This is a genomic window from Cupriavidus sp. 01L43 (assembly GCF_056399925.1).
The window spans coordinates 38,403-64,669 of the sequence record NZ_JBFTSH010000024.1 but is presented as its reverse complement, the minus strand read 5'-3'; the positions used below and the strand labels follow the sequence as shown (position 1 = coordinate 64,669).

At 66.3% G+C, this 26,267-nt stretch carries 23 protein-coding genes; 18 read left to right on the top strand and 5 right to left on the bottom strand.

The window, feature by feature from the left end:
* Positions 1 to 1,544: ESPR-type extended signal peptide-containing protein (locus AC1DP9_RS26670; protein ID WP_477108956.1), on the bottom strand; the 1,544-nt coding region annotated here is incomplete at its 3' end.
* 557 nt (positions 1,545 to 2,101) lie between these two features.
* Between AC1DP9_RS26670 and AC1DP9_RS26665 the strand changes: the two genes are divergently transcribed.
* The 16 genes from AC1DP9_RS26665 to aceA all read left to right on the top strand — a co-directional run bounded on the left by AC1DP9_RS26665 (position 2,102) and on the right by aceA (position 18,647).
* Complete coding sequence (locus AC1DP9_RS26665; protein WP_092289404.1) at positions 2,102 to 3,106, top strand: sulfate ABC transporter substrate-binding protein; 1,005 nt, start codon at positions 2,102 to 2,104, stop codon at positions 3,104 to 3,106.
* 273 nt (positions 3,107 to 3,379) lie between these two features.
* Complete coding sequence (locus AC1DP9_RS26660; protein ID WP_477108955.1) at positions 3,380 to 4,420, top strand: sulfonate ABC transporter substrate-binding protein; 1,041 nt, start codon at positions 3,380 to 3,382, stop codon at positions 4,418 to 4,420.
* Between the two features lie 41 nt (positions 4,421 to 4,461).
* Positions 4,462 to 5,625, top strand: a complete 1,164-nt coding sequence (gene ssuD / locus AC1DP9_RS26655; RefSeq protein WP_092289401.1) for an FMNH2-dependent alkanesulfonate monooxygenase — start codon at positions 4,462 to 4,464, stop codon at positions 5,623 to 5,625.
* Between the two features lie 17 nt (positions 5,626 to 5,642).
* Positions 5,643 to 6,437 (top strand): aliphatic sulfonate ABC transporter permease SsuC, encoded by a 795-nt coding sequence (gene ssuC / locus AC1DP9_RS26650; RefSeq protein WP_477108954.1) that lies wholly within the window; start codon positions 5,643 to 5,645, stop codon positions 6,435 to 6,437.
* Positions 6,438 to 6,468: 31 nt separating this feature from the next.
* On the top strand, positions 6,469 to 7,383 hold the full coding sequence (locus tag AC1DP9_RS26645) for an ATP-binding cassette domain-containing protein (RefSeq protein ID WP_477108959.1): 915 nt from the start codon (positions 6,469 to 6,471) through the stop codon (positions 7,381 to 7,383).
* Between the two features lie 161 nt (positions 7,384 to 7,544).
* Positions 7,545 to 8,399: an EAL domain-containing protein gene (locus tag AC1DP9_RS26640; RefSeq protein WP_092289396.1), complete on the top strand. Its 855-nt coding sequence runs from the start codon at positions 7,545 to 7,547 to the stop codon at positions 8,397 to 8,399.
* The gene (locus AC1DP9_RS26635) at positions 8,396 to 9,085 is read left to right on the top strand and encodes an RBBP9/YdeN family alpha/beta hydrolase (RefSeq protein ID WP_477108953.1); all 690 of its coding nucleotides are present in this window, start codon (positions 8,396 to 8,398) and stop codon (positions 9,083 to 9,085) included. Before AC1DP9_RS26640 ends, AC1DP9_RS26635 begins: the two co-directional genes overlap by 4 nt.
* 107 nt (positions 9,086 to 9,192) lie before the next feature.
* Positions 9,193 to 10,125 (top strand): sulfate ABC transporter permease subunit CysT, encoded by a 933-nt coding sequence (gene cysT, locus AC1DP9_RS26630; RefSeq protein WP_092289392.1) that lies wholly within the window; start codon positions 9,193 to 9,195, stop codon positions 10,123 to 10,125.
* A 1-nt stretch (position 10,126) separates the two neighbouring features.
* Positions 10,127 to 11,047, top strand: coding sequence for a sulfate ABC transporter permease subunit CysW (cysW, locus tag AC1DP9_RS26625; protein ID WP_441593587.1), 921 nt, complete (start codon positions 10,127 to 10,129; stop codon positions 11,045 to 11,047).
* Positions 11,044 to 12,126 (top strand): sulfate/molybdate ABC transporter ATP-binding protein, encoded by a 1,083-nt coding sequence (locus AC1DP9_RS26620; protein ID WP_092289389.1) that lies wholly within the window; start codon positions 11,044 to 11,046, stop codon positions 12,124 to 12,126. Before cysW ends, AC1DP9_RS26620 begins: the two co-directional genes overlap by 4 nt.
* Before the next feature lie 36 nt (positions 12,127 to 12,162).
* On the top strand, positions 12,163 to 13,110 hold the full coding sequence (locus AC1DP9_RS26615; protein WP_092289387.1) for a CysB family HTH-type transcriptional regulator: 948 nt from the start codon (positions 12,163 to 12,165) through the stop codon (positions 13,108 to 13,110).
* A gap of 326 nt (positions 13,111 to 13,436) precedes the next feature.
* A complete protein-coding gene (locus AC1DP9_RS26610; RefSeq protein WP_092289385.1) occupies positions 13,437 to 14,594 on the top strand; it encodes a sensor histidine kinase in 1,158 nt (385 codons plus the stop codon).
* A 29-nt stretch (positions 14,595 to 14,623) separates the two neighbouring features.
* Positions 14,624 to 15,439 carry a LytR/AlgR family response regulator transcription factor gene (locus AC1DP9_RS26605; protein WP_477108952.1) on the top strand — a complete coding sequence of 272 codons (816 nt, stop codon included), beginning with the start codon at positions 14,624 to 14,626 and terminating at the stop codon, positions 15,437 to 15,439.
* Positions 15,440 to 15,519: 80 nt separating this feature from the next.
* A complete protein-coding gene (locus AC1DP9_RS26600) occupies positions 15,520 to 15,936 on the top strand; it encodes a gamma-glutamylcyclotransferase family protein (protein WP_477108951.1) in 417 nt (138 codons plus the stop codon).
* Between the two features lie 120 nt (positions 15,937 to 16,056).
* Complete coding sequence (locus AC1DP9_RS26595) at positions 16,057 to 17,052, top strand: alpha/beta fold hydrolase (RefSeq protein ID WP_477108950.1); 996 nt, start codon at positions 16,057 to 16,059, stop codon at positions 17,050 to 17,052.
* A 299-nt stretch (positions 17,053 to 17,351) separates the two neighbouring features.
* Positions 17,352 to 18,647, top strand: a complete 1,296-nt coding sequence (gene aceA, locus AC1DP9_RS26590) for an isocitrate lyase (RefSeq protein ID WP_092289378.1) — start codon at positions 17,352 to 17,354, stop codon at positions 18,645 to 18,647.
* A gap of 90 nt (positions 18,648 to 18,737) precedes the next feature.
* Here the strand turns inward: aceA and AC1DP9_RS26585 are convergent, their stop codons facing one another.
* The 4 genes from AC1DP9_RS26585 to AC1DP9_RS26570 form a co-directional block, all read right to left on the bottom strand.
* The gene (locus AC1DP9_RS26585; RefSeq protein ID WP_477108949.1) at positions 18,738 to 20,309 is read right to left on the bottom strand and encodes a glucoamylase family protein; all 1,572 of its coding nucleotides are present in this window, start codon (positions 20,307 to 20,309) and stop codon (positions 18,738 to 18,740) included.
* Positions 20,310 to 20,389: 80 nt separating this feature from the next.
* On the bottom strand, positions 20,390 to 21,604 hold the full coding sequence (locus AC1DP9_RS26580) for a DUF3131 domain-containing protein (protein WP_477108948.1): 1,215 nt from the start codon (positions 21,602 to 21,604) through the stop codon (positions 20,390 to 20,392).
* A 624-nt stretch (positions 21,605 to 22,228) separates the two neighbouring features.
* Positions 22,229 to 22,663 (bottom strand): universal stress protein, encoded by a 435-nt coding sequence (locus tag AC1DP9_RS26575; RefSeq protein ID WP_092289374.1) that lies wholly within the window; start codon positions 22,661 to 22,663, stop codon positions 22,229 to 22,231.
* A gap of 136 nt (positions 22,664 to 22,799) precedes the next feature.
* Positions 22,800 to 23,756 (bottom strand): LysR family transcriptional regulator, encoded by a 957-nt coding sequence (locus AC1DP9_RS26570; RefSeq protein ID WP_092289372.1) that lies wholly within the window; start codon positions 23,754 to 23,756, stop codon positions 22,800 to 22,802.
* A 155-nt stretch (positions 23,757 to 23,911) separates the two neighbouring features.
* Between AC1DP9_RS26570 and AC1DP9_RS26565 the strand changes: the two genes are divergently transcribed.
* Both AC1DP9_RS26565 and aceB read left to right on the top strand, forming a co-directional pair.
* Positions 23,912 to 24,613, top strand: a complete 702-nt coding sequence (locus tag AC1DP9_RS26565; protein WP_477108947.1) for a haloacid dehalogenase type II — start codon at positions 23,912 to 23,914, stop codon at positions 24,611 to 24,613.
* Positions 24,614 to 24,662: 49 nt separating this feature from the next.
* A complete protein-coding gene (gene aceB, locus AC1DP9_RS26560; RefSeq protein ID WP_477108946.1) occupies positions 24,663 to 26,249 on the top strand; it encodes a malate synthase A in 1,587 nt (528 codons plus the stop codon).
* Positions 26,250 to 26,267 lie beyond the last annotated feature (18 nt).

The window sequence follows — 26,267 nt, the reverse complement described above, 5'->3', positions numbered from 1 at the left end:
GTGCCATTGCCGTTGACCGCAGCGCCGCCGCCCAGCGCGGTAGCCACCGAGCTGCTGACGCCATGGAGCTGGCCGCCGTTGACGGCGTGCAGGCTGCCGGCCGCGACCGTGCCATTGGCGACGCCGCGCAACTGGCGAGCACCGGCGGTGCCGGTCAGGTCCACCTGCGTGCCAGCCTTGTCGCTGGCCACGGTGATCGCCTTGGTGGTGGCGTCCTGCTTGACCAGGCCCACCGTACCGTTGTTGATGTTGCTGGTGAGGTTCGTGACCGAGCCTTCGACGTTGGTCACCCGGCCATCGATCGTCGTCACGCGATTGTCCACGGTGGTCACGCGACCATCGAGATTAGTGATGGCGCTGCCCACGTTGTTGACGGTCGTCCCGCCAACCGTGTAGGTCGGTGCCGACACGGTGCCATTGCCGTTGACCGCAGCGCCGCCGCCCAGCGCGSTRGCCACCGAGCTGCTGACGCCATGGAGCTGGCCGCCGTTGACGGCGTGCAGGCTGCCGGCCGCGACCGTGCCATTGGCGACGCCGCGCAACTGCCGGGCGCCGGCCGTGCCGGTCAGGTCGACCTGGGTGCCAGCCTTGTCCTTGGCGACGGTGATCGCCTTGGTCGTGGCATTTTGCTGTACCAGGCCGGTCGTGCCGTTGTTGATTTGACTTGTCAGATTCTCGATAGTGGTGTTGGTCGCATTGAGTTGAGCGCCATTGACGGCCTCGGTGCTGCCGGAGGACACCGTGCCAGCGGCCACATTGACCATCTTCTTGTTCTGAAGGTTCGCGGCGCCCTCGGCGCCATTGAACTGCACGGTTGCTGCGTCAAGGGCCGAAAGGGCCGCCCCGACGTTGCTCCGGTCCGCGCCCGCGACGTTGTAGACAGGGGCGGCAATGGTGCCGGTAGGATTCACGGCAGCGCCACCGCCTAACCCCGCCGCAATCCCTCGCAACTGGCCCACGTTGGCGCCATCGGTATCCAACGAGCCGCCTGCCATGTGAGTGATCACGCGTTGTGTGTCGGCATTGCCGATTGCTACCGTGTTGGCGCGCGTGGCGGTGGACTGGGCGCCGAGCGCGACGGAGTTATAGCCGCTGGCGACGGAGTACGCGCCGAGCGCCGTGGAAAGCACGCCGGTGGCCTGGGCGTTGGGGCCAAAAGCGCTGGTCATCGAGGCAGTCGCCTTGGCATCCGCGCCAACCGCCGTGCTGGCCTGTCCGGAGGCCGTGGAACCATTGCCGAGCGCCATGCTATCCGTGCCGCTGGCCACCGCCATAGCATGGAATGAACCGGGGTTGCCGAGCGCAATGGAGCCCGTGCCGCTTGCTTCGGCTCGAGTCCCGATGGCGATCGAACCATTGGATCCGGTTGCGGTGCCGCCGTCCAGTGAGCCGGCCTTCGTTTCCTCGGCAGCCAGGATTGACGCGCTGATAGCCAGCAAGGCGGCCGTGGACTTGATTTTCCTGGCGCCTGACTTGGCGGCTTCGGAGGCCGCAACATAGGTGCCAGTCTTCTGGCACCAGATACTCTTGTATGACTTGTTCATGATATTCACTTCCTACCTTCTGGGTCTAAGGGGGCCGGGCAGTCTTCAGATCATTTCCACCTATTGAAGGCGTCCCGCATGCAGCGAATGATGGACGTCAGGGGCCCTCGCTTAAATCGCAGAAACCTTAAAAGGGGTGACGTGTGCCGCCTTCCCTGGCAGTGGATTGGCGGCAACGGACGAGGGGAGGAGGCCGGGGCGTGGCCGATACTTGATGTGGGTCAAGTTGAATTGGGGGGAGCGTCGTTACGATGGCATCCGTCATGGAGATGCGGGGGCGCTCTTCATGACTTGTCTACCCGTTTCCGGAAATGGAAACTTGGCCCGCGATGCTTCTCCGGCTTCGCGGGCTTTCTTTTTTGGGCGCCGCCCGGTGCCTTTGGGTTGGAATATGTGCATATTCCTGCCCGTTCTTATGCGGATTTCGTGCTTGGATCGGCGAAACCATTCGTTCCGTTCAGAAGACCCCGTCGGTAGTCTCTAACCCTGACAGAAGCCCGGAAGCCATCCGGGCCGGTTTCCACGCCATTCACGACACTAGACGGGAGCAAGACAAGATGATTCGCAAGCTGGCCATCGGCCTCGCCGTACTTTCCGCGCTCGGCGCCGCCCAGACCGCCTCGGCCACCAATCTGCTGAACGTATCGTATGACCCCACGCGCGAGCTGTACGTGGATGTGAACGCGGCCTTCGCCAAGGCCTGGAAGGCGCAGGGTGGCGATGCGGTGACGATTCGCCAGTCGCACGGCGGTTCGGGCAAGCAGGCCCGCTCCGTGATCGACGGGCTGGACGCCGACGTGGTCACGCTGGCCCTCGGCTACGACATCGACGCCATCGCTGAAAAGGGCTGGATCAAGCCGGACTGGCAGAAGCGCCTCCCCCACAACGCCTCGCCGTACACCTCGACCATCGTGTTCCTGGTCCGCAAGGGCAATCCCAAGCAGATCAAGGACTGGGGCGATCTGATCAAGCCGGGCGTGCAGGTGATCACCCCGAACCCGAAGACCTCGGGCGGCGCGCGCTGGAACTACCTGGCCGCGTGGGGCTATGCGCTGCGCCAGCCGGGCGGCAATGATGCCAAGGCCCGCGATTTCGTCTCGGCGCTGCTCAAGAACGTGCCGGTGCTCGATTCCGGCGCGCGCGGTGCCACCACCACCTTCGTGGAACGCGGCCTGGGCGACGTGCTGATCGCCTGGGAGAACGAGGCCATCCTGGCCATCAAGGAACTGGGTCCGGACAAGTTCGATATCGTCGCCCCGTCGGTCTCAATCCTGGCCGAGCCGCCCGTGGCGGTGGTGGACAAGGTGGTGGACAAGAAGGGCACCCGCAAGGCGGCCGAAGCCTACCTCCAGTTCCTCTACACCGACGAGGGCCAGGAAATCGCCGCCAAGAACTACTACCGGCCGATTTCCGAGAAGGTGGCGGCCAAGTACGCGGCCAACTTCCCGAAGGTGAAGCTGTTCACGATCGACGAGGTATTTGGCGGCTGGCAGAAGGCCCAGAAGACGCACTTCGCCGATGGCGGGTCGTTCGACCAGGTCTACCAGCCGGGCCGGAAGTAAATCCGTCACGGGGTGGCGCCATCGCGTGCGCCGCCCCGGCCCATCCGGAAGACCCATCAGGAAGACCCAACAAGGAGCGCCCGATGTCCGCCAGCCTGTTCCGCATCGCCCGCCGGCGATGTCCCGCCTGACCTGAATCCCCCGCGCCCGCGCCTGACGCGCGCCGCATTCCCGGAAGACCGCTTGCCCGATGCCGCTATTCGCCAGCCGGCAGGGAGGCCTGTCGCCGGTTGCTATCCGATTCCACTTTCAGACAGATTTAGGACAACTCGCATGACATCGCCCATCGCTCGCTCCCTTTTCAAACGCCGCCGCCTGCTGACGGGCGCGCTGGTACTCGCCACCGGCCTGGCCTACGGGCTGCTGGCCGCCCCGGTACAGGCCCAGTCGCAGACTGTGAACCCGAAGCTGCTGCGCATCGGCTACCAGAAGTACGGCACGCTGACGCTGCTCAAGGCGCGCGGCACGCTTGAGAAACGTCTTGCGCCGCAGGGTATTACGGTCAAGTGGACCGAGTTTCCGGCCGGCCCGCAGCTGTTGGAGGGGCTCAACGTCGGCGCCGTCGATTTCGGCACGGTGGGCGAGGCCCCGCCGATCTTTGCGCAGGCCGCCGGCGCGCAACTGGCCTACATCGGCAATGAGCCGCCCGCGCCCACCGCCGAGGCCATCGTGGTACCGAAGGGCTCCACGCTGAAGTCCGTGGCGGACCTGCGCGGCAAGCGCGTGGCGCTGAACAAGGGCTCGAACGTGCACTACCTGCTGGTGAAGCAGCTCGAGGCGGCCGGCGTGGCCTACAGCGAGATCCAGCCGGTCTACCTGCCGCCCGCCGATGCCCGGGCTGCCTTCGAGCGCGGCGCCGTGGACGCCTGGGTGATCTGGGACCCGTTTCTGGCCGCCGCCGAGAAGCAGCTGGGCGCGCGCGTGCTGATCGACGGACGCAGCGCGGATGGCAAGAACGTGGTCAGCAATCACCAGTTCTACCTGGCCTCGCGCCCCTACGCGCAGGCCAAGCCGGACGTGGTGAGCACCATCCTCGACGAACTCGCGCAACTGGGCCAGTGGGCCGAGAAGCATCCGAAGGACGCCAGCGCGGTGCTGGTGAAGGAAACCGGCCTCGACGCCACCGTGCTAGACCTCGCCGTTTCCCGATTTTCCTATGGCGCGAAGCCGGTCACGCGCGCTGTGCTGGCCGAGCAGCAGCGCATTGCCGATGCCTTCCACACGCTCAAGCTGATTCCCAAGCCGATCCAGGTGGCCGATGCCGCCTGGACGCCGCCGGCCGGCAAGGCATCGACCCAGCAGGCACAACGCTGATCCCCCAGATCCGCACATCTAGATACATCACGAGGCCCGACATGCAACTGTTCTGGTTCATCCCCACCCATGGCGACAGCCGCTACCTGGGCACGTCCGAAGGCGCGCGCGAGGTCAGCTTCGACTATCTGAAGCAGATTGCCGTCGCCGCCGATACGCTCGGTTACGAAGGCGTGCTGATTCCCACCGGCCGCTCGTGTGAAGACCCGTGGGTGGCGGCGTCGGCGTTGTCCGCCGTGACGCGCCAGCTCAAGTTCCTGGTGGCCGTGCGGCCTGGCCTGATGACGCCGACGCTGGCCGCGCGCATGGCGGCCACGTTCGACCGGCTCTCCGGCGGGCGGCTGCTCGTGAATCTGGTCACCGGCGGCGATGTGGCGGAACTGGAAGGCGATGGTGTGTTCCTCGACCATGCGGCGCGCTACGAAGCCTCGGCGGAGTTCATCCGCATCTGGCGCGACGTGCTGGCCGCCAGCCATGACAGCGGGCAGATCGACTTCAGCGGCAAGCATCTGACCGTGAAGGGCGCCCGGGTGCTGTACCCGCCGGTGCAGCGCCCGCATCCGCCGGTGTACTTCGGCGGGTCGTCCGAGGCCGCGCACGAACTGGCGGGCGAGCAGGTCGATACCTACCTGACCTGGGGCGAGCCGCCGGCAGACGTGGCGAAGAAGCTGGCCGATGTGCGCGCCCGCGCGGCGAAGCATGGCCGCACGGTCAAGTTCGGCATCCGCCTGCATGTGATCGTGCGCGAGACCGACGATGCCGCCTGGGCCGCCGCCGAGGACCTGATCAGCCGGCTCGACGATGAGACCGTGGCGCGCGCGCAGGCCGTCTTCGCCAAGATGGATTCGGAAGGGCAGCGCCGCATGGCCGCGCTCCACGCGGGCGGGGCCAAGCGCACCCGCGAGGCGCTTGAGATCAGTCCTAACCTGTGGGCCGGCGTGGGGCTGGTGCGCGGCGGTGCCGGCACGGCGCTGGTCGGCGATCCGCAGACCGTGGCGGCGCGTATCGAGGAATACGCGGCGCTGGGCATCGACACCTTCGTGCTGTCCGGCTACCCGCACCTCGAAGAAGCGTACCGCTTCGCCGAGCTGGTTTTCCCGCTGCTGCCGCGCACCGTGCGGGAGAAGCTGCCGGGACAGGTGCTGTCCGGGCCGTTCGGCGAAGTGATGGCCACCGGCATCGTGCCGCGTGCGTCGCAGAGCTAGCGCGGGGGGGTCTCAAGATGTCTCAATCGAAACGCATTTCCGTGCCGACCATCAACGCGCAGGCCATCGCCCCGTGGATCGTGCCGGTGCTGCTGATTGGCGTGTGGCAGGCGTCCTCGCAACTGGGCTGGCTGTCCAACCGCGTGCTGCCGGCGCCGCTGGCCGTGGTGGAGGCCGCGTGGACGCTGGCCGCCTCCGGCGAGCTGTGGCGCCATGTCTGGGTCAGCACCTGGCGTGCGGTGGTGGGGTTGGCCGTGGGCGGCGGGCTGGGCCTCGCGCTCGGGCTGCTGACCGGCACCTTCCGCACCGCCGCCACGCTGCTCGACAGCACGCTCCAGATGGTGCGCAACATCCCCACGCTGGCGCTGATTCCGCTGGTGATCCTCTGGTTTGGCATCGACGAGACCGCCAAGCTGTTCCTGGTGGCGCTGGGCGTGTTCTTCCCGGTGTACCTGAATACCTACCACGGCATCCGCGCGGTGGACCCGGGGCTGGTGGAGATGGCGCGCAGCTACGGCTTGTCCGGCTGGCGGCTGTACCGCGAGGTGATCCTGCCCGGCGCGCTGCCGAACATCCTGGTGGGCGTGCGGTTCTCGCTCGGCCTGATGTGGGTGATTCTGATCGTTGCCGAGACGATCTCTGCGCAGTCAGGTATCGGCTATATGACGATGAACGCGCGCGAATTCCTGCAGACCGATGTGGTGCTGGTGGGCATCCTGCTCTACGCGCTGCTCGGCAAGCTGGCGGATGTGCTGTCGCGCGCGCTGGAGCGCTTCTGGCTGCGCTGGCATCCGGGCTACCAGTCCGCCTGAACGCGGCATGACAACGAACAAGGAGTCGACGATGCATACCCATCCGGTGGAACAAGCGGCGCTGGCCTACCTCGACGCAGGGCTGGCCGCCCGCGCCCCGACGCGGCCGGTGACGCGCGATACCCGACCTTCAGGGGGGGTGTCCCTGCGCGTGGAGCAGGTGGTCAAGCGCTACAACGGGCGGGAGGTGCTGCACGGCATCGACCTGCAGGCGCAGCCGGGCGAGTTCGTGGCCATCGTCGGACGTAGCGGCTGCGGCAAGAGCACGCTGCTGCGGCTGGTGGCGGGGCTGGAGGCGGCCGATGGCGGCGCCGTCACCATCGACACCAGCGAAGCAAAGGCAGGCAAGGCGGTGCGCGAGGACATCCGCGTGATGTTCCAGGACGCGCGCCTGCTGCCGTGGAAGCGCGTGCTGGACAACGTGGCGCTGGGCCTGCCGCGCACGCGCCGCGACGACGCGGCCAACGTGCTGGCCCAGGTGGGGCTGGCCGAGCGTGCCGGCGAATGGCCCGCGCGACTCTCCGGCGGCCAGCGGCAGCGCGTGGCACTGGCGCGGGCGCTGGTCCATCATCCGCGCCTGCTGTTGCTCGATGAGCCGCTCGGCGCGCTGGACGCGCTGACGCGCATCGAGATGCAGGGGCTGATCGAGTCCCTGTGGCGCCGGCTCGGCTTCACGGCACTGCTGGTTACGCACGATGTGTCCGAGGCGATTGCGCTGGCCGACCGCGTGGTGCTGATCGAGGACGGCCGCATCGCGCTGGACCAGCGCGTGGACCTGCCCCGGCCCCGCCAACGCGGCGCGGCGGCGTTTGCGGAACTGGAGGCGGCGGTGCTCGACCGCGTGATGCGGAAGGCAGAGCCGACGCACGTGGTGTTTGACGCGCCCACCCTCTCCCCCGACCCCTCTCCCGCAAGCGGGCGAGGGGAGACCACATTCAGCATTTGAAATGCCTCTCTTTCTCCCCTCTCCTTCCGGGAGAGGGGCGGGGGAGAGGGTAGGCGCATGCCATCCCGCTGCGGCCACAAACTTCGTCTCCCCTTTATCGGACGACCTTCTATGATGATCCATCAGGCCATCCACACACCGGCGTTGCCGGCGGAGTTGCCATGACCCTTTCGACGCAAGCCCTGTCTTCGTCGGCCAGCCCGCTGGCCACCTATCTCGACACCCTGCCGCGTGAGCCGGTGCCGGGGCGCGAGCTGTGGCGCGATGCGCGCGGGCAGGTGCAGGGCCAGTACTTCAACTGCTCGCTGACCAGCGCGTTCGAGCCGCTGGTGACGCTGGCGGCGCGCGAGGTGGTGGCCCATGAGGGCTCCATCCGCACCTATGCCGAGGACGGCGTGGGGCTGGCCGCGTGGAAGCTGTTCGCGATGGCGGCGGACGATGCCTCGCTGGTCTCGCTGGACCGCCTGTCGCGGCTGGTGCACGCCATCAACTACTTCGCGGCCGATGGTTCCCATCAGCTTGTCTTGAATGTTCACAATCGGCTGCTGGCCGCCGTGGCGGACGACCACGGCGCGGCGTTCCGGCGCGCGCTGGAGTCGCTGGGGCTGCCGATCGATCGTTTCGTGATCCAGGTGCCGGCTAGCGCCAATGATGACCTGCCGCTGCTGCTGCACGTGGTGGGCAACTACCGGCGCAACGGCTTCAAGGTGAGCCTGCAGGCATCGGACCCGGCCGAGGCCGGTGCGCTGATGGCGCACGCGCTGCCGGACTGGCTCAAGCTCGACATGCGCCGCACCTGGACCGACCGCCAGCTATCCGGCCTCCGTGCGAGCGCCGATACCGCCGGCGTGACGCTGATCGGCCGCCGCCTGCAGGACGACGTGGCCGTGGCGCGGCTGCAGGACGCGGGCATCGCGCTGGGGCAGGGCGTGGCTGTGGCCGGGGAGCCGGTGTCGGCACGTCACTTGCATGCAACGGAACATTCATCGACTGCCGCGCCAAGGGAGCCCGCATGACTGCATCGATCGCTTCGTTGTCTGCGTTGTTGCCGGATAGCAAGGCCGCGCCGCGCCTGGCGGTGCCGCGCGGCTTGCAGATCCTGACCGTGCCCGGGCTCCACGGCAGTGGGCCGGCCCACTGGCAGAGCCGTTGGGAAGCGAAGTTTCCGGACTGGCAGCGCATCGATCAGCATGATTGGGGGCGCCCCAGCCTGCCGCTCTGGGCGGAACGGGTCTCGGAAGGCATCTCGCGCGCCCAGCGCGTGGCGCCGCGCGGGGCGGTACTCGTCGCGCACAGTTTCGGGTGCCTGGCCACGCTGCGCCAGGCGGTGCTGGACCCGGCCGGCGTGGCGGGCGTGCTGCTGGTGGCCCCGGCCGACCCGGACAAATTCGGCGTGGCCTCGCTGCTACCGACCTCCCGGCTGCCGTTTCCGACGATTCTCGTCGCCAGCCGCAACGATCCATGGATGCACCAGCGCACCGCCTTCTGCTGGGGCACGCTGTGGGGCAGCGAGCTGGTCGATGCCGGTCATCTCGGTCATATCAATGCCGATTCGGGGTTGGACGAGTGGCCAGAAGGGCAGGCCTTACTCGCCACTTTGCTGCAAAGAATTGAGTCCGATGGACGAATTTTGGCGTCAGGTGACGGGTCAGACACCTGGGATGCCTCCGCCGAGGTCAGTCCGACCGTCCCTTATATTTAAAACGATTAAAGAAATTCGTAAAGATTCGTTCTGTTTATAAGGGCGCATCTGCAAAATTTGTCTCGTACACCGGCGCCTTATGCGCCGGCTTCATAAGACGAGACGACATGCCCCCATCGATCACCCTGGCGGCCCCCGCGCCCACCGACGCGCCGCGTCGGCCGGCCCGCTCCGGCACGCAACGGTTTACCGTGCTGCCCGGCTTCGGCCTGTCCCTGGGTTTCACCATCTTCTATCTGACGCTGATCGTCCTGATCCCGCTGTCGGCCACGTTCCTGAAGACGTTCACGATGACGTGGGACGCGTTCTGGACCACGGTGACCGCGCCGCGCGTGGTGGCGTCCTATCAGTTGAGCTTTGGCGCCTCGCTGGTGGCGGCCATCATCAATACCGTGTTCGGACTGGTGGTGGCGTGGGTGCTGGTGCGCTACCGCTTTCCGGGCAAGCGCCTGATCGACGCGCTGGTGGACCTGCCGTTCGCACTGCCCACCGCCGTGGCCGGTATCGCGCTGACGGCGCTGTTCGCGGGCAATGGCTGGATCGGCAAGTATCTGGAGCCCCTCGGCATCAAGGTGGCGTTTACGCCACTTGGTGTGGTGGTGGCGCTGACCTTCATCGGCCTGCCGTTCGTCGTGCGCACGGTGCAGCCGGTGCTGGAAGACGTGGAGCGTGAGCTTGAGGAAGCCGCTGCCAGCCTGGGCGCCTCGCGGCTCCAGACCTTCTGGCGCGTGATCCTGCCGGCCATCCTGCCGGCGCTGCTGACCGGCTTCGCGCTGTCGTTCGCCCGGGCCACGGGCGAGTACGGCTCGGTGGTGTTCATCTCCGGCAACATGCCGATGGTGTCCGAGATTGCCCCGCTGATGATTTATTCGAAGCTGGAGCAGTACGACTACGCCGGCGCCACTGCCGTGGCGGTGGTGATGCTGGTGATCTCGTTCGGGCTGCTGCTGTTGATCAACCTGTTGCAGGCGTGGACGCGCCGTTCCCAGTCGGGCCGCCGCGCTGCTGCGTTGCCTGACGGCAATCCGGAGGCGAACTGACATGGCCGGCGCAATTTCCCGACTCGGCGCCAACACCGGCGCCCCGCACCGCCACGACGCCACCGGCGAAGCCCCGTGGGTGCGCTACACCCTGATCACAGTGGCGGTGCTGTTCCTCGGCCTGTTCCTGTTCATCCCGCTGGCTTCGGTGTTCTACGAGGCGCTGAAGAAGGGCGTCGATACCTACTTCGCCGCGCTCGTGGAGCCGGACGCCGTTTCGGCGATCCAGCTCACGCTGCTGGTGGCCGTCATCGCCGTGCCGCTGAACGTGGTGTTCGGCGTGGCCGCCGCGTGGGCCATCGCCAAGTTCGAATTCCGGGGCAAGCAGCTGCTGACCACGCTGATCGACCTGCCGTTCTCGGTCTCGCCGGTTATCTCGGGCTTGATCTACGTGCTGATGTTCGGCGCGCAGGGCTGGTTCGGCCCGTGGCTGGAGGCGCACGATATCAAGATCATGTTCGCGGTGCCGGGCATTGTGCTGGCGACGATCTTCGTCACCTTCCCGTTCGTGGCGCGCGAGCTGATTCCGCTGATGCAGGCCCAGGGCAGCGAGGAAGAGGAGGCCGCCATCGTGCTGGGCGCCTCCGGTTGGCAGACCTTCCGGCACATCACGCTGCCGAACATCCGCTGGGGCCTGCTGTATGGCGTGATCCTGTGCAATGCGCGGGCGATGGGCGAGTTCGGCGCGGTGTCGGTGGTCTCGGGCCATATCCGCGGCCTGACCAACACCATGCCGCTGCACGTGGAAATTCTTTACAACGAGTACAACTTCGCGGCCGCGTTCGCGGTGGCGTCGCTGCTGACGCTGCTGGCGCTGGTCACGCTGGGCATCAAGACGCTGGTGGAACTCCGCGCCAGCAAGGAACATCAGGACGAGGGCGCGAGCCGCCCCGCGCCGACACTGCAAGGGCAGCCATCATGAGCATTCAGGTCAGGAACGTACAGAAGCATTTCGGCGATTTCGTCGCGCTGGACAACGTCTCGCTCGATTTCGACGAAGGCGAGCTGACCGCGCTGCTGGGGCCCTCGGGCTGCGGCAAGACCACGCTGCTGCGCATCATCGCCGGGCTGGAGCGCGCCGATGCGGGCCAGGTGGTGCTGGGCGGGCAGGACGCCTCCGCGCAGCACGTGCGCCAGCGCAACGTCGGCTTCGTGTTCCAGCATTACGCGCTGTTCAAGCACATGAGCGTGTTCGAGAACGTGGCCTTCGGCCTGCGCGTGAAGCCGCGCGCCGAGCGGCCTTCGGAGGCGAAGATCCGCGAGAAGGTGAAGTCGCTGCTGGAGCTGGTGCAGCTCGACTGGCTGGCCGACCGCTACCCGGCGCAACTCTCGGGCGGGCAGCGTCAGCGGATTGCGCTGGCCCGCGCGCTGGCCGTGGAGCCGCGCGTGCTGCTGCTCGACGAGCCGTTCGGCGCGCTGGATGCCAAGGTGCGCAAGGAACTGCGCCGCTGGCTGCGCCGCCTGCACGATGAACTGCACGTGACCAGCGTCTTCGTCACGCACGACCAGGAAGAGGCGCTGGAAGTGGCCGACCAGGTGGTGCTGATGAACCACGGTCGCGTGGAGCAGTTCGGCACGCCCGAGGCGGTCTACAACCATCCGGCCACGCCGTTCGTGTTCGGCTTTCTCGGCAATGTGAACCTGTTCCATGGCCGGCTGGAGGTGGGCGATACCGGCGGGCTGCTGCACACGGGCGATTCGGTGCTGCCCGTGGTGGGCAGCGGCCACGAGACCGCCGGCGACGCGGTGGCCTACGTCCGCCCGCATGACCTGGACGTGGAGCGCTACGCGCCGGGCACCGATGGCATCGCCGTCACGCTGCGCCGCGCGCTGACGCTGGGCCCGGTGGCCCAGCTCGAACTGGAACGCGAGGACAACCAGGACGTGATCGAGGTGGCGCTGCCGCTCGAACGCTTCCGCCATGCGGGCTTCCGGGAAGGCGAGTTGCTGGCGGTGCGTCCGCGCCAGTTGCGCGTCTTCACGGCCGGCACCCGTAACTGATCGCCCCCTATAAACAGAGCACCCAGGAGCGCCCCCATGAACTTCCAGCAACTGAGATCGATCCGCGAGGCGGTGCGCCGTCAGTTCAACCTGACGGAAGTGGCCAATGCGCTCTATACGTCACAACCGGGCGTGTCGCGCCAGATCCGCGAACTCGAGGAAGAACTCGGCGTGGAGATCTTCGAACGCTACGGCAAGCGGCTGACCGGGCTGACCGAGCCGGGCCGCGAGATCGTCCGCATCGTCGAACGGCTATTGCTCGAGGCCGAGAACCTGCGCCAGGCCGGCGACGAGTTCGCGGGCCGCCATACCGGCCGCCTGACCGTGGCCACGACCCACACGCAGGCGCGCTATGCGCTGCCGAAGGTGGTGCAGAGCTTCCGCCGCGAATATCCCCATGTGACGCTGGCGCTGCAGGAGGCGTCGCCGTCCCATATCGTCGAATTGCTGCTGACCGGGCAGGCCGACATCGGCATCGCCACGGAGGCCGTGGCCAACGAGGCCGGGCTGACCTCGTTCGAGGCCTATAGCTGGCAGCACGTGCTGGTGGTCTCGCCCGAGCATCCGCTGACGCGGCTGCCCGAGCCGACGCTGGAGGACATCGCCAATTTCCCGATCATCACCTACGACGCCGGTTTCACCGGGCGCCGCAAGATCGACGGGGCGTTTGCCGATGCCGGTCTCCAGCCGGAAATCGTGCTGACGGCAATGGATGCCGACGTGATCAAGACCTATGCCGAGCTGGACCTGGGCGTGGGGATCATCGCCTCGATGGCCTACGACGCCCGCAAGGACGCCGGCCTGGTGCGGATCTCCGCCGACCATCTGTTCGAGCCGAACACGACCAGCGTGGCCGTGCGGCGGGGCGCCTACCTGCGCGGCTACGCGCACGCGTTCATCAATATGTTCGCGCCGCATCTGTCGCGCGACACGGTGTCCACGGCGCTGGCCGAGAGCGTCAACCGTCCGGCGCTGGCCGCCTGATTCTGCGCGAACGGCTTTCAAACGGCCGTTCGCGGGTGTCGCCAACGACAGATCTCCCCAAAATCCCGCCTCCCGGTCGGCCCGGCGCACACTTCGCGCCGTGTGCCGCCGTTTCGTCGCACGATGCTTCCTTCCTCGCCGCGTCCGGCGTAAAGTGCCCTCACGCAGACCGCCTTTTAAGCAAATTGCGATTAACAGGCGGATGCATGCTGCAGTGCATCATCAGAATGCCACGCGGCCATTGCCGTGAATCAACGAGGAGGGAAGACCATGCGGCAAATCCATGTCGCCGGGGACGGGTGCGTCATCCTGGCGGACGTCCGCCTATGAAGCGCTGCCTCTCCACCGCGCTGCCATCGCGGCTGAATATCCTTGGCCGCGACCTGCTGTTCGTGCTTTGCATGAACACGGTGATCGCCGTCAGCCTGAACTACGGCTTCCAGACGGGTGGCACCTTCGCGCACAACTTCCTCTATAGCCAGCTGATTGGCCTGTCGATCTGGGTCTTTATCGACGTGCCGCGCGTGCTGATCTGGTGGAACGACCGCCCGCGCCGCTGGCCGTTCATGTGCCTGGCCGTGGTGGCCGTGCCGCTGGGCGTGGTGCTCGGTAGCTGGGCCACGCGCGCGCTGCTGGGGCTGCCGGTCAAGTCGCAGGCCGAGACCGGCGACATGCTGCGCATGTGCCTGGTGGTGGGCATGCTGGCCTCGGCGAGCATGATCTATTTCTACTGGTCGCGCGAGAAGCTGGCCTACCTGGAACGGCAGGCCGCGCTGGACGCGCTCCAGCGCGAGGAATCCGAGAAGCAGCTCGTGCGCGCCCAGCTGATGGCGCTGCAGGCGCAGATCGAACCCCATTTCCTGTTCAACTCGCTGGCCAACCTCGACGGGCTGATCGCCACCGATCCGCGCGCGGCGCGGCAACTGCTGCAGCGGCTGATCGGCTTCCTGCGCATGTCGCTGCAACACACGCGGGCGGAGCAGTGCACGCTGAAGCAGGAGTTCGAGCTGCTGCGCAGCTATCTCGATATCCAGGGCATGCGCTTTGGCGCGCGGCTCGACTTCCAGATCGACCTGCCGCCGGCGCTGGCCGAGGCCGAGATTCCGCCGATGCTGATCCAGCCGCTGGTGGAGAACGCGGTGACGCACGGCATCGAGCCTTGCATGCGTGGCGGCAAGATCACGCTGTCTGCCCGGGAAGCCGGCGACGGCAGCGTGCAGGTCATCATCGCCGATACCGGCGTGGGCTTCTGCCAGGGCCACAGCAAGGGCTCGGGCATGGGTCTGACCCATGTGCGCGAGCGCCTGGCGCGGATTTTCGGCGCCACAGCCAGCATGCAGATGGAAGAAAACACCCCGCGCGGCGTGGTGGTGCGGGTGACGCTGCCGCTGGTACGGCGGACCGATCCCACGCTCGCCCCCGTGCGCGCTCCCGCGCAAGGCAGTGCGCCGGCCATGGCCGCGCCTGCCGTTTCCAGTTCCTGATTCCTTTCTGCCTCCCCGAGTCCGACCCCATGAGTCCGACCCTGCTGATCGCTGACGACGAACTGCTGCTGGCCCGCGTGCTGGCGTCCGAACTGGCCGGCCTCTGGCCCGAGGCGAATATCGTCGCCGTGGTCCATGACGGCGTGGCGGCGCTCGATGCCGCGCGCGAACATCGGCCCGACGTGGCCTTCCTCGACATCCGCATGCCCGGCATGAGCGGCATGGACGTGGCGCGCGAACTGATCGAGTTCGACGACCCGCCGCTGGTGGTCTTCGTCACCGCCTACGACCAGTTCGCGCTGGAAGCCTTCGAGCGCGCCGCCGTGGACTACGTGCTGAAGCCGGTGCAGCGCGAGCGGCTGGAGGCCACCGTCTGCCGGCTCAAGGCACGCATGGAGGCGCGGGACAGCAGCCACGAGACCCACGACGTGGGCGCGATGGTCGATGCAGACAGGCTCGCGCAACTGCTGCACCGGCTGGAGTCGCTCGAGAACCAGACCCCGACGCGTTCCGCCGGGCAGTATTTGCGCTTTATCAAGGCGCTGGTGGGGCAGGAGGTCCGCATCATCCCCGTGGACGAAGTGGTCTACCTCGAAGCCACCGACAAGTACGTGAACGTGGTCTCCACCAGCGGCGAGGCGCTGATCCGCACCAGCCTGCGCGAACTGGCGCAGCAGCTGGACCCGGACCGCTTCTGGCAGATCCATCGCGGCACGGTGGTCAATATCGACTGCGTGGCCAGCGCGATCACCCAGTCGCTGGGCCGGCTCTCGCTGCGGCTGCGCGACCGCGAGGAAGTGCTGCCGGTGGCGCGGCAGTACGCGCACCTGTTCAAGCAGATGTAAGGCGGCAGGCCGCCTCAATCCGCCATATTTCCTCTACCATGGCCGCTTCCCGAGTGGCTATTTTCCGAGGAGACGTCCTGATGCCCCGCGTTTTCGTCTACGGTACGCTGCGTGCCGGCGAGGTCAACGACCTGAACCGCGCGGCTGCGCGCCATGGCATTGCCGCGCCGATGCTGATCGGCACGGGCGTGCTGGCGGGCCGGCTGTATGACTTCGGCACCTATCCGGGGCTTGTGCCGGACGCGGCGGCCGGTCCGGTGACCGGCGATCTCTACGACATCCCCGACGCGCTGCTGCCCGTGCTCGACGAGATCGAGGAGGTCTACCCGGGTCAGGCCACGCTGTTCCTGCGCGAATCCTGCATCGTCGACTGCAACGGCGCGCCCATCGAATGTCTGCTGTATCCGGTGGCCGATGCTGCCGTGGCCGGGCTCGCCCGCATCGACAGCGGCGACTGGGTGGCCTACCGCAAGGCCCGCGACGGCGTGGCGGCCTGATCAAGACTTGTCACGTTTCAAACACCGTCGCGCGGCTCGCGGCGGTGCGGCGTTCGGCGTAGCATGGATCGACGATGACAGCACCGGCTGTCATCGCGCCATCCCCGGAGCCTGCCGCCGATGCCTGCCAGCCATCCCCTGCATATAGATACAGAGCGAGACGGGCCGCAGCCGTATCCCTATCCGGCCTGCCGCTTCCACGTCCAGTCCGGCGCCGTACGGCTGGCGGCAACGGCGTGGGGCGATCCCGCCAAGCCGGTGATCGTGCTGGTGCACGGCTACCCGGACAACAGCCACGTCTGGCAAGGCGTGGCGCAGGCGCTGGCCGACCGCTTCCATGTGATTGCGTACGACGTGCGCGGCGCTGGGGCCTCGGACGTGCCGCCGCGCGTGGATGACTACCGGCTGGAACGGCTCGCCGATGATTTCATCGCGGTCATCGACGCCGTGGCGCCAGATCGGCGCGTGCATCTGGTCGGCCACGACTGGGGATCGATCCAGGGCTGGGAATTCGTGACCGACCCGCGCCTCTACGGGCGCATCGCGTCGTTCACCTCGTGCTCGGGGCCATGCCTCGACCATGCCGCCAGCGCGCTGCGCACATCGGAGCGGCGCACGTGGGCGCAGCGGCGCGCCACGCTGCGGCAGGCGCTGGCCTCGTGGTACATCGTCTTCTTTCATATTCCCAAGCTGCCCGAATGGCACTGGCGCCTCTGGCTCGGGCGCGGCTGGACACACTGGCTGCGCCATACCGAGGGGCTGTTCGCGCCGCCCAATCCCACGCAGACCGCCGATGGCATCCATGGCCTGCGGCTCTATCGCGCCAACTTCCGCGCCCGGCTGCGCGCCCCGCGCGAGCGCCGGGCCCATGCGCCGGTGCAGGTCATCGTGCCGACGCTGGACCGCTACGTGCGTCCCGCACTCACCGAGAACCTCGGCAAATGGGTGGCGGACCTCTGGCGCCGGCAGGTGGAGGCCCACCACTGGCTGCCGCTGGCCCAGCCCCGGCGCATGGCGACGATGGTCAGCGAATTTGTCGACCATCTGGAAGGCGCACCGGCGTCGCCGGACCTCGCAAAAGCCCGAGTGTCGTCCTCGGCTGCCAATATTTCATGATGTGGAAAGCTGTTTTGGTGCGCAAAAATACATGGGTGCGCGGCACAACGGGCATTTCTCATCATGAAAGATTGCGTGCCGCATCGTGAAAATTGTTTTTCAACATACTGATTATTAAGGAATAAAAATCTCTGCCTGACGATGAATGAGCGCTGTTGCGACGCGGGAAGCTTCCCTACACTCTTATATAAGACACATGACCTGAGACGCCAAAATCACGGCGACGCAGGGTGTCACAAGATCCGAAGCCAAGTACCCGAATTTTCGCCAACTACCCATCTGTCATCAGGAGAGTGAACATGACTTCCCGCCAACAACAAATCGACGCCCTGCAAAAAGACTGGGACACCAACCCCCGCTGGAAGGGCATTCAACGTCACTACACCGCCGAAGACGTGGTGCGCCTGCGCGGCTCGGTCCAGATCGAACACACGCTGGCTCGCCGTGGTGCCGACAAGCTCTGGCACCTGCTGAACACCGAGCCGTTCGTCAACACGCTCGGCGCGCTGACCGGCAACCAGGCCATGCAACAGGTGAAGGCCGGCCTGAAGGCCATCTACCTGTCCGGCTGGCAAGTGGCCGGCGACGCCAACCTGGCCGGCGAGATGTACCCGGACCAGTCGCTGTACCCGGCCAACTCGGTGCCGATGGTGGTCAAGCGCATCAACAACACGTTCCAGCGCGCCGACCAGATCCAATGGAGCGAAGGCAAGGGTGACACCGACTTCTTCGCCCCGATCGTGGCCGATGCCGAAGCCGGTTTCGGTGGTGTGCTGAATGCGTTCGAACTGATGAAGTCGATGATCGACGCGGGCGCCGCCGGCGTTCACTTCGAAGACCAGCTCGCCTCGGTGAAGAAGTGCGGCCACATGGGTGGCAAGGTGCTCGTGCCGACGCGTGAAGCCGTGGCCAAGCTGACGGCCGCGCGCCTGGCTGCCGACGTCTCGGGCACCCCGACGCTGGTGATCGCCCGGACCGACGCCGAAGCCGCCGACCTGCTGACCTCGGACGTGGACGAGCGCGACCAGCCGTTCCTGACCGGCGAGCGCACCGTGGAAGGCTTCTATCGCACCAAGCCGGGCATCGAGCAGTCCATCGCCCGTGCACTGGCCTACGCCGAAGTGGCTGACCTGGTGTGGTGCGAAACCGGCAAGCCGGACCTGGAGTTCGCCAAGAAGTTTGCCGAGGCCGTCCACGCCAAGTTCCCGGGCAAGATGCTGGCCTACAATTGCTCGCCGTCGTTCAACTGGAAGAAGAACCTCGACGACGCCACGATCGCCAAGTTCCAGAAGGAACTGGGCGCGATGGGCTACAAGTTCCAGTTCATCACGCTGGCCGGCTTCCACTCGCTGAACTACTCGATGTTCAACCTGGCCCACGGCTACGCCCGCAACCAGATGAGCGCGTTCGTGGAACTGCAGGAGAACGAGTTCGCCGCGGCCGAGAAGGGCTTCACCGCCGTCAAGCACCAGCGCGAAGTGGGCACCGGTTACTTCGACGCCGTGACGCAGGCCATCGAAGGCGGCCAGTCGTCAACGACCGCGTTGAAGGGCTCGACGGAAGACGAGCAGTTCTTCGACAAGAAGGTGGCCTGATACCTGGCTAGTCGTCGATAAGGCGACAAAACGCCGCGCCGTCCGGTAGGGGACGGCGCGGCGTTTGTCATTCCGGGGACGGCAGCCGGACTAGGGCTGCTGCGCCGGGATGCTGAATTCCTCGATCTCCAGCAGCGGCTGGAGGATGTGGCCCCATTCCTTGTCGACGTAACCACGCAGCTTGCCATCGGTTAGATAGTTGGCCACGGCGCCCAGTGCCAGCGAGTTGTCGAGGTACAGCGCGCAGTTGGATACGACGCCGGTCTGCACGTCGACACTGTCCATCAGGCCATATGTCGGATGGTTCAGGGTGGGGAAGTTGGTCGTCAGTTTGCGCATGGCGTCGATCACGGCTTCGGGCTCGTATTCGATCAGTGACAACACGGAGTAGGGCGATACCACCGGGCCGGCACGGGTGGACTCGCGCTGCCCCACCGGGCGGTAGCCGCCAGCCACGGACAGCGGCGGTGCGCCGTACTCGGTGTACCCGCCCGTGGCCGGAATGGTGGCGGGCGAGAAGCCCCAGTAGCCGAACTGGTCGAGCCCATACTGGATCTGCGCCTTGGCCATGTTCGGATGCGAGCGCGCCCAGCTATTGATGCCCCATTTCTGCTCGTTGATCATGATCGGCACGGCAAAGGTCTCGAACACGGAGCCGCCCCAGGTCGGGATGAAGGACCGGCCGCCGAAGCTGCGCGAGGCCTCGTAGACGCGCACGCCGTCATAGGTGCGGTACTTCGTCTGGTCGATGCTGCGCTCGGACCATTCCGGCACGCGGTCAAGGTGGAAGTACTGGCTGCGCGGCACATTGCCGAGCGCGATGGCCGCATAGCTGATCAGCCGCGTCTCGCTCATCAGGTCATAGGTGCTCCCCGAGTTCTGCTGCGTGGCGGGGTTGTAGTTGATGTAGAACTGCTGCTTCGCCGGGTCCAGCATGGTGTCGAAGCGCATCTGGGCGAGGATGGCGCCGGCCTGCGCGGCGAGTTCCGGGAAGGCCTGCTTGGCCATGGCCAGGCCGGTGGCCACCCAGGCGTTCTCGATGACACCCACGTCGCCGTCCGGCACGCCCGTGGTGCTGTTGAGCGAGCCGAGGAACAATCCGCCCGGTGCGCCCTTGTCCTTCGCCTGCTGCTGCAGCACGGCGATGGCGGGCAGCATGCGCGCCATGCGCTGGCTGGCGTCTTCCGGCGTGATCAGGCCCAGGTCCCGCGCAGCCACTACGTTCGAGATATACGAGGCAAGCTCGCCGATGAACATCCAGTTGACCGCGTTCATCTTGCCCTCGGCATTGACGCATGCCTTGTTCGACGGGAACGCCGGCTTGGTCTCCATCGCCTCGATGGACTTCCACAACGACGTCGCATAAATGCGAGCTTCGGCCTTCAGGGCGGCCTGCGGGTCGGGCTGGACGGGGACATCGGGCGCCACGTCGGAAGGGGGGACCTCGGTGGGTGTCGGGGCAGGGGTGGGGTTGGGGGGCGGTTGGGGCGTCGGGGTGGGCACCGGCGCAGCGCCGGTATCGACCTGCACCGGGTTGCCCGGCTGGGCCGGCGGGGCGACCGGCTCGTCGCTCCCGCCGCCTCCGCAGGCAACCAACAAGGCGCTGAGGCCGATGCAGATGGCTCGGTGAGCCAGCGGATGTGCGGATGAATCGAGTGCCATGATGCGCTCCGTGCGGGGAATGTTCTGATGAACCATTCTCGTCCGCGAGAGCGATCAAGATAATCGTAGTTCGTCCATTTTTAGCCCTGCTGCGCAGGCTCCGCCGGGATGCTGAATTCCTCGATCTCCAGCAGCGGCTGCAGCATGTGGCCCCATTCCTTGTCCACATAGCCGCGCAGCTTGCCATCGGTCAGGTAGTTGGTCACGGCGCCCAGCGCCCAACCGACGTTGCCGGCGAGCAGGCACTTGGAAACGGTGCCGTTTTCCACGTCGACACTGTCCATCAGGCCGTATTGCGAGTGGTTCAGCGTGGGGAAGTTGTCGAGCAGCTTCTTCATGTTGGCCATCACCGCCTCGGGGTCCTCCTCGATCAACAGCAGGACCGAGTAGAGCGACACCACCGGGCCGGCACGGGTCGCCACGYGTTGCCCGCGCGGGTTGTAGCCGGAGCCGCCCAGCGAAGCCGGCGGCGTGCCGTACTCGGTGTATCCGGCGTTGGCCGGCACGGAAGCGGGCGAAAAGCCCCAGTAGCCAAAGGTGTCGAGGCCGTACTTGATCTGCGTCTTGGCCATGTTCGGATGCGAGCGCCCCCAGCTGTTGGGGCCCCATTTGGATTCGGAAATCACCACGGGCACCGCGAACGATTCGAACACGGAGCCGCCGTTGGTCGGCATGAAATGCCGGCCGTCATAGGAGCGGGTGCCTTCATATACCCGGACGCCCTCGTAGGTGCGGAACTTCGCCGGGTCCTGCGAGCGCTCGGCCCAGGTCGGTACGCGGCCGATGTTGAAATACTGGCTGCGCGGCACGGTTCCGAGGGCGATGCCCACATAGGCCAGCAGCCGTGTCTCGCCGAGCAGGCCGTAGGTCATCCCCGAATATGTCTGCGTCTTGGGATTGAAGGAGATCTCGTATTGCTGTTTTTGCGGATGCACCATGGTCTCGAAGCGCATCTGGCCGAGGATGGCGCCAGCCTGCGCGGCGAGCTCGGGGTACGCCTGTTTGGCCATGGCGAGGCTGACCGCCAGCCAGGCATTCTCGATCGAACCCACATCGCCGGAGGGTACGGCCGTCCGGTTGTCCGTGGTGCCATGGAACAGGCCGCCGGGCGCGCCATTCTGCCGGGCTGTTGCTTGCAGCACGGCGAGGGAGTCCAGATGGCGCGCCACGCGCCGCTGGGCTTCGGCGGCGTCCAGCAGGCCAAGATCACGCGCGGCAGTCACGTTCCAGATGAACTGGCCGAGGTTGCCGGTGAACACCCAGCCCACCGGGCTGGCCACGCCTTGCGCGTTCATGCAGGACTTGTTGACCGGCAGCGCGCGGCCAGGGTCCAGCGTTTCGGCGGACTTCCATAGGGCTTCGGCGTATACGCGAGCCTGCGTTTTCAGAATGGCGTCCCGAGCGATTGGCTCGGGCACCGTGGGTGGTGCCGGCTCGGGAACGGGCGGGGTAGGCTGAGGCGCGGGCGTTACCGGTGTCTCCGGCGTTGGGGCTGGCGGCATCGGCGCCGGTGGCTCCGGCATCGCGGGCGTCGGCTCGGGTGGGACGCTGGGGGGCAGCGGGGCGGGGCCCGCCTCCGGTTGGGTCACGGAGATGTCCGTGTTAATGGGTTCGGACTCGTCACCACCGCCACCACAGGCGGCCAGCAACGCACTTACGCCAAGACAGATTGCTCGGCGGGCCAGGGGCCGGACGCAAAGATCGAGTGCCATGATGCTTTTCTCAGTTGAAGATCGATGGCGGAATTCTCGTCAACGGCAGAGGTCAGGAAAATCGCAGTTCGTCCAATTCCTAGTGGCAATCGGAACAATGCTGGCGTAATTGCGATGCGGCTGAGACGTATGAAACAACAAGGCCGCGCATGTTGCCGTGCGCGGCCTTGTTTAGAACTGACGTAAAAGAAGGCGCTATTCAGCGCGTCATCGATAGACGATGACCGGGATGTCGGTGTGGGTCAGGACCTTCTGCGTTTCACTGCCAAGCAGCAGGCCGGACAGTCCGCGCCGGCCGTGCGAAGCCATGAAGATCACGTCGCAGCCATGGCGTTCGGCCGCGTCGATGATGCCGAGGTAGGGCACCGCGAAGGTGGTCATGTCGGCGTCGAACGGCAGGCCATCGGCCACGGCGGCGGTCTCGATCTCCTTCAGGTAGAGCCGCGCCTGATTCTCAATCCGGTCCCGGAAGGCTTGCGGGGCCTCCACGACAATCTCGCTAAACGGCGTGTAGGGGTATTCCTCCAGACAGACATAGGCGGTGACCCGGGCCCCAATCGCCTTGGCCAGCTCCAGGCCGCCATTGATGGCCTTTTTGGAGAGTTCCGACCCGTCGGTGGGCAACAGGATGTGCTTGAACATGCCATACCTCCTTTCACGAATTTAAAGATTTCACGATAAGGCGGGGCAGGCCAGACGGCGCCTGTCTGATTGGATTGTAGTCAGTGTGAAGCAGTCGCCATTGCGGAATATCAATGTTTACAGTGGGTGAAACCACCTATGCCACGGCGGCGGACGCCTCGGCGGCGGCGCTGGTCGGCGCCTGCTCGGCGCGGCGCCAGTAGGCCGGGTTGCCGTAGGTGTGCTTCAGATGGTCGATGAACAGCCGTACGCGCAGCGGCAGGTGCTTGCGCTGGGGGAACACCGCGTGGATGCCGATGGGCGGCGCCTGGAAGTCGTCGAGCACGGTGACAAGCCGGCCGCTGGCGATTTCCTGGCCCACCTCCCACCAGGACCGCCACGCCAGCCCATGGCCTTCGAGGCACCACGCGTGCAGCACGGCGCCGTCGGTGCATTCCATATTGCCGCCCACCTTGACCGTGACCGCGCGCCCATCCTGCTGGAACACCCAGCCGCGCTGCACGTTGGCACTGGCGCCGAAAGCCAGGCAATTGTGGCGTGACAGGTCCTCCGGCAGCTTCGGCGTGCCGGCGCGGGCCAGATAGCCGGGGGAGGCCACCACCACGCGGCGGTTTTCCGCCAGGCGGATCGAGACGAGGCTGGAATCGGGCAGGTCACCGAGGCGGATGGCGCAGTCAAAGCCTTCGTTGACGAGATCGACCACCCGATCGGAGAGGTCGAGCGTAAGCGTCACGTCCGGGTGCGATTCGATGAACAGCGGCACCACCGGCGCCACATGCTTGCGGCCGAAGCCAGCCGGGGCGGTCACCCGCAGGTGGCCGCTGGCCTTGACGCCGCCGGCCGAGACGCTGGCCTCGGCGTTGTGCAGGTCGTTCAGGATGCGCTGGCAGTCCTCGAGGAAGGCGGAGCCTTCGAACGTCAGCGTGATCTTGCGTGTGGTGCGCACCAGCAGCTTCACGCCGAGCCGTTCTTCCAGCGCATCGATGCGACGCCCGATGATCGCCGGCGCCACGCCTTCCGCGGCGGCGGCAGCCGAGAGGCTGCCACGTGACGCGACCGATACAAAAGTCTCCAATTGCTTGAAATGATCCACGAAAGCTCGCCGGTTAATACACAGTCTTGTGCGGATCGGCCAAGATTAGTTGCCCAAAAGTAAAAGATCAAGTGACCCGGTGCGACTTTGCCGCACTGCAACGACTGACTACAATCGGATGCATTCAACGGTGTACAGGCCCATTCAGTCCCTCCATGAACAAGATCCGCGCGGTGGTGTTCGATGCCTACGGCACGCTGTTCGACGTGTATTCGGTCACGGCGCGCGCGGAGCAGTTGTTTCCCGGCAAGGGAGAGGCCCTGGCGCTGTTGTGGCGCGAACGCCAGATCGACTACACGCGGTTGCGCACCATGGCCGCGCCGGACGGCTCGCTGTACAAGCCGTTCTGGGCGCTGACCGTGGATGCGCTGCGCTACGCCGCGGAGCGCCTCGGGCTGAAGCTGGACGAGGCCACCGAGGCGCAACTGCTCAAGGAGTACGCCTGCCTTTCGGCCTTCCCCGAGAACCTCGGCGCGCTCAAGCGGCTGCGCCGCGCGGGGCTGCCGCTGGGCATCCTGTCGAATGGCAACCCCGAGATGCTCGACATCTCGGTCAAGAGCGCAGGCATGCACGGGTTGTTCGACCATGTGCTGTCGGTCGATGCGGTGCGCCAGTACAAGACCGCGCCGGCCGCCTACGCGCTGGGGCCGCAGGCCTTCGACCTGCCCGCCGGGGACATCGCGTTCGTGTCCTCGAACGGCTGGGACGCGTGCGGCGCCACCTGGTATGGCTACAAGACTTTCTGGATCAACCGTGCCGGCCACCCGGCGGAGCGCCTGGACGTGGCGCCCACCGGCACCGGGCACGACATGAACGACCTGCTGGCCTTCCTCGCCGCCTCCGGCGTCGCGGTCTGACGGACGGGTCCACCCAACAACACACCATCGCACACACAGGAGAAGACTGATGGCTATCACGCTGCCCGCGGGCATGAAGATTACCGGCGACATCCTGCCGGCCTACGAAGACATCCTCACGCCGGAAGCCCTGGCCCTGGTCGACAAGCTGCATCGCGCCTTCGAGCCGCGCCGCCAGGAACTGCTGGCCGCCCGCGTGGCGCGCGCCAAGCGCCTGGATGCCGGCGAACTCCCGGACTTCCTGCCGGAGACCAAGAGCGTCCGCGAAGGCGAATGGAAGGTGGCACCGGTGCCGCAGGCGCTGGAGTGCCGTCGTGTGGAAATCACCGGTCCGGTGGAAGCCAAGATGGTGATCAACGCCTTCAACTCGGGCGCTGACAGCTACATGACGGACTTCGAGGACTCCAACACCCCGAACTGGCACAACCAGATGCAGGGTCAGGTGAACCTGAAGGCCGCCGTGCGCCGTACGCTGACGCTGGATTCCAACGGCAAGCACTACAAGCTCAACGACAAGATCGCCACGCTGCAGGTGCGCCCGCGCGGCTGGCACCTGGAAGAGAAGCACGTCACCATCGACGGCAAGCGCATCTCGGGCGGCATCTTCGACTTCGCACTGTTCCTGTTCCACAACGCCCGCGAGCAGATCGCGCGTGGCGCCGGCCCGTTCTTCTACCTGCCGAAGATGGAAAGCCACCTGGAGGCCCGCCTCTGGAACGACATCTTCGTGATGGCCCAGAACGAGATTGGCCTGCCGCAGGGCACGGTCAAGGCCACGGTGCTGATCGAGACCATCCTGGCCGCGTTCGAGATGGAGGAAATCCTCTATGAACTGCGCGACCACAGCGCTGGCCTGAACGCCGGCCGCTGGGACTACATCTTCTCGTGCATCAAGAAGTTCAAGGTGGACAAGGACTTCTGCCTGGCAGACCGCGCCAAGGTCACGATGACCGCGCCATTCATGCGCGCCTACGCGCTGCTGCTGCTGAAGACCTGCCACAAGCGCGGTGCGCCCGCGATTGGCGGCATGAGCGCCCTGATTCCGATCAAGAACGATCCGGAGAAGAACGCCATCGCCATGGAAGGCATCATCAGCGACAAGCGCCGTGACGCTACCGATGGCTACGACGGCGGCTGGGTGGCCCACCCGGGCCTGGTCGCGCCGGCGATGAAGGAATTTGTGGAAGTGCTCGGCGACAAGCCGAACCAGTTCGAGAAGCAGCGTCCGGACGTGAACGTGAAGGGCGCCGACCTGCTCGACTTCGAGCCCGAGGCCCCGATCACCGAGCACGGCCTGCGCATGAACATCAACGTGGGCATCCATTACCTGGGCGCCTGGCTGGCCGGCAACGGCTGCGTGCCGATCCACAACCTGATGGAAGATGCCGCCACGGCCGAGATCTCGCGCTCGCAGGTTTGGCAATGGATCCGCTCGCCGAAGGGCAAGCTGGAAGACGGCCGCAAGGTGACCGCCGAGCTGGTGCGCGCGCTGATTCCGGAAGAACTGGCCAAGGTGAAGGCACTCGTGGGTGGCGATACCAGCACTTATGATCGCGCCGCGCAGATCTTCGAGGAAATGTCGACGTCGGAAGACTTCGCCGAATTCCTGACGCTGCCGCTGTACGAGGAAGTCTGAGTTTCTTCAGGCTTGCAA

Bases quoted from the DNA above. Each gene is read 5' to 3' on its own strand.
- aceB (WP_477108946.1), top strand. From the start codon at position 24,663: ATGGCTATCACGCTGCCCGCGGGCATGAAGATTACCGGCGACATCCTG.
- cysW (WP_441593587.1), top strand. From the start codon at position 10,127: ATGGCCGGCGCAATTTCCCGACTCGGCGCCAACACCGGCGCCCCGCAC.
- AC1DP9_RS26575 (WP_092289374.1), bottom strand. From the start codon at position 22,663: ATGTTCAAGCACATCCTGTTGCCCACCGACGGGTCGGAACTCTCCAAA.
- AC1DP9_RS26605 (WP_477108952.1), top strand. From the start codon at position 14,624: ATGAGTCCGACCCTGCTGATCGCTGACGACGAACTGCTGCTGGCCCGC.
- AC1DP9_RS26665 (WP_092289404.1), top strand. From the start codon at position 2,102: ATGATTCGCAAGCTGGCCATCGGCCTCGCCGTACTTTCCGCGCTCGGC.
- AC1DP9_RS26660 (WP_477108955.1), top strand. From the start codon at position 3,380: ATGACATCGCCCATCGCTCGCTCCCTTTTCAAACGCCGCCGCCTGCTG.
- aceA (WP_092289378.1), top strand. From the start codon at position 17,352: ATGACTTCCCGCCAACAACAAATCGACGCCCTGCAAAAAGACTGGGAC.
- AC1DP9_RS26565 (WP_477108947.1), top strand. From the start codon at position 23,912: ATGAACAAGATCCGCGCGGTGGTGTTCGATGCCTACGGCACGCTGTTC.
- AC1DP9_RS26615 (WP_092289387.1), top strand. From the start codon at position 12,163: ATGAACTTCCAGCAACTGAGATCGATCCGCGAGGCGGTGCGCCGTCAG.
- cysT (WP_092289392.1), top strand. From the start codon at position 9,193: ATGCCCCCATCGATCACCCTGGCGGCCCCCGCGCCCACCGACGCGCCG.
- AC1DP9_RS26595 (WP_477108950.1), top strand. From the start codon at position 16,057: ATGCCTGCCAGCCATCCCCTGCATATAGATACAGAGCGAGACGGGCCG.
- AC1DP9_RS26645 (WP_477108959.1), top strand. From the start codon at position 6,469: ATGCATACCCATCCGGTGGAACAAGCGGCGCTGGCCTACCTCGACGCA.
- AC1DP9_RS26610 (WP_092289385.1), top strand. From the start codon at position 13,437: ATGAAGCGCTGCCTCTCCACCGCGCTGCCATCGCGGCTGAATATCCTT.
- ssuD (WP_092289401.1), top strand. From the start codon at position 4,462: ATGCAACTGTTCTGGTTCATCCCCACCCATGGCGACAGCCGCTACCTG.
- ssuC (WP_477108954.1), top strand. From the start codon at position 5,643: ATGTCTCAATCGAAACGCATTTCCGTGCCGACCATCAACGCGCAGGCC.
- AC1DP9_RS26585 (WP_477108949.1), bottom strand. From the start codon at position 20,309: ATGGCACTCGATTCATCCGCACATCCGCTGGCTCACCGAGCCATCTGC.
- AC1DP9_RS26600 (WP_477108951.1), top strand. From the start codon at position 15,520: ATGCCCCGCGTTTTCGTCTACGGTACGCTGCGTGCCGGCGAGGTCAAC.
- AC1DP9_RS26640 (WP_092289396.1), top strand. From the start codon at position 7,545: ATGACCCTTTCGACGCAAGCCCTGTCTTCGTCGGCCAGCCCGCTGGCC.
- AC1DP9_RS26620 (WP_092289389.1), top strand. From the start codon at position 11,044: ATGAGCATTCAGGTCAGGAACGTACAGAAGCATTTCGGCGATTTCGTC.
- AC1DP9_RS26635 (WP_477108953.1), top strand. From the start codon at position 8,396: ATGACTGCATCGATCGCTTCGTTGTCTGCGTTGTTGCCGGATAGCAAG.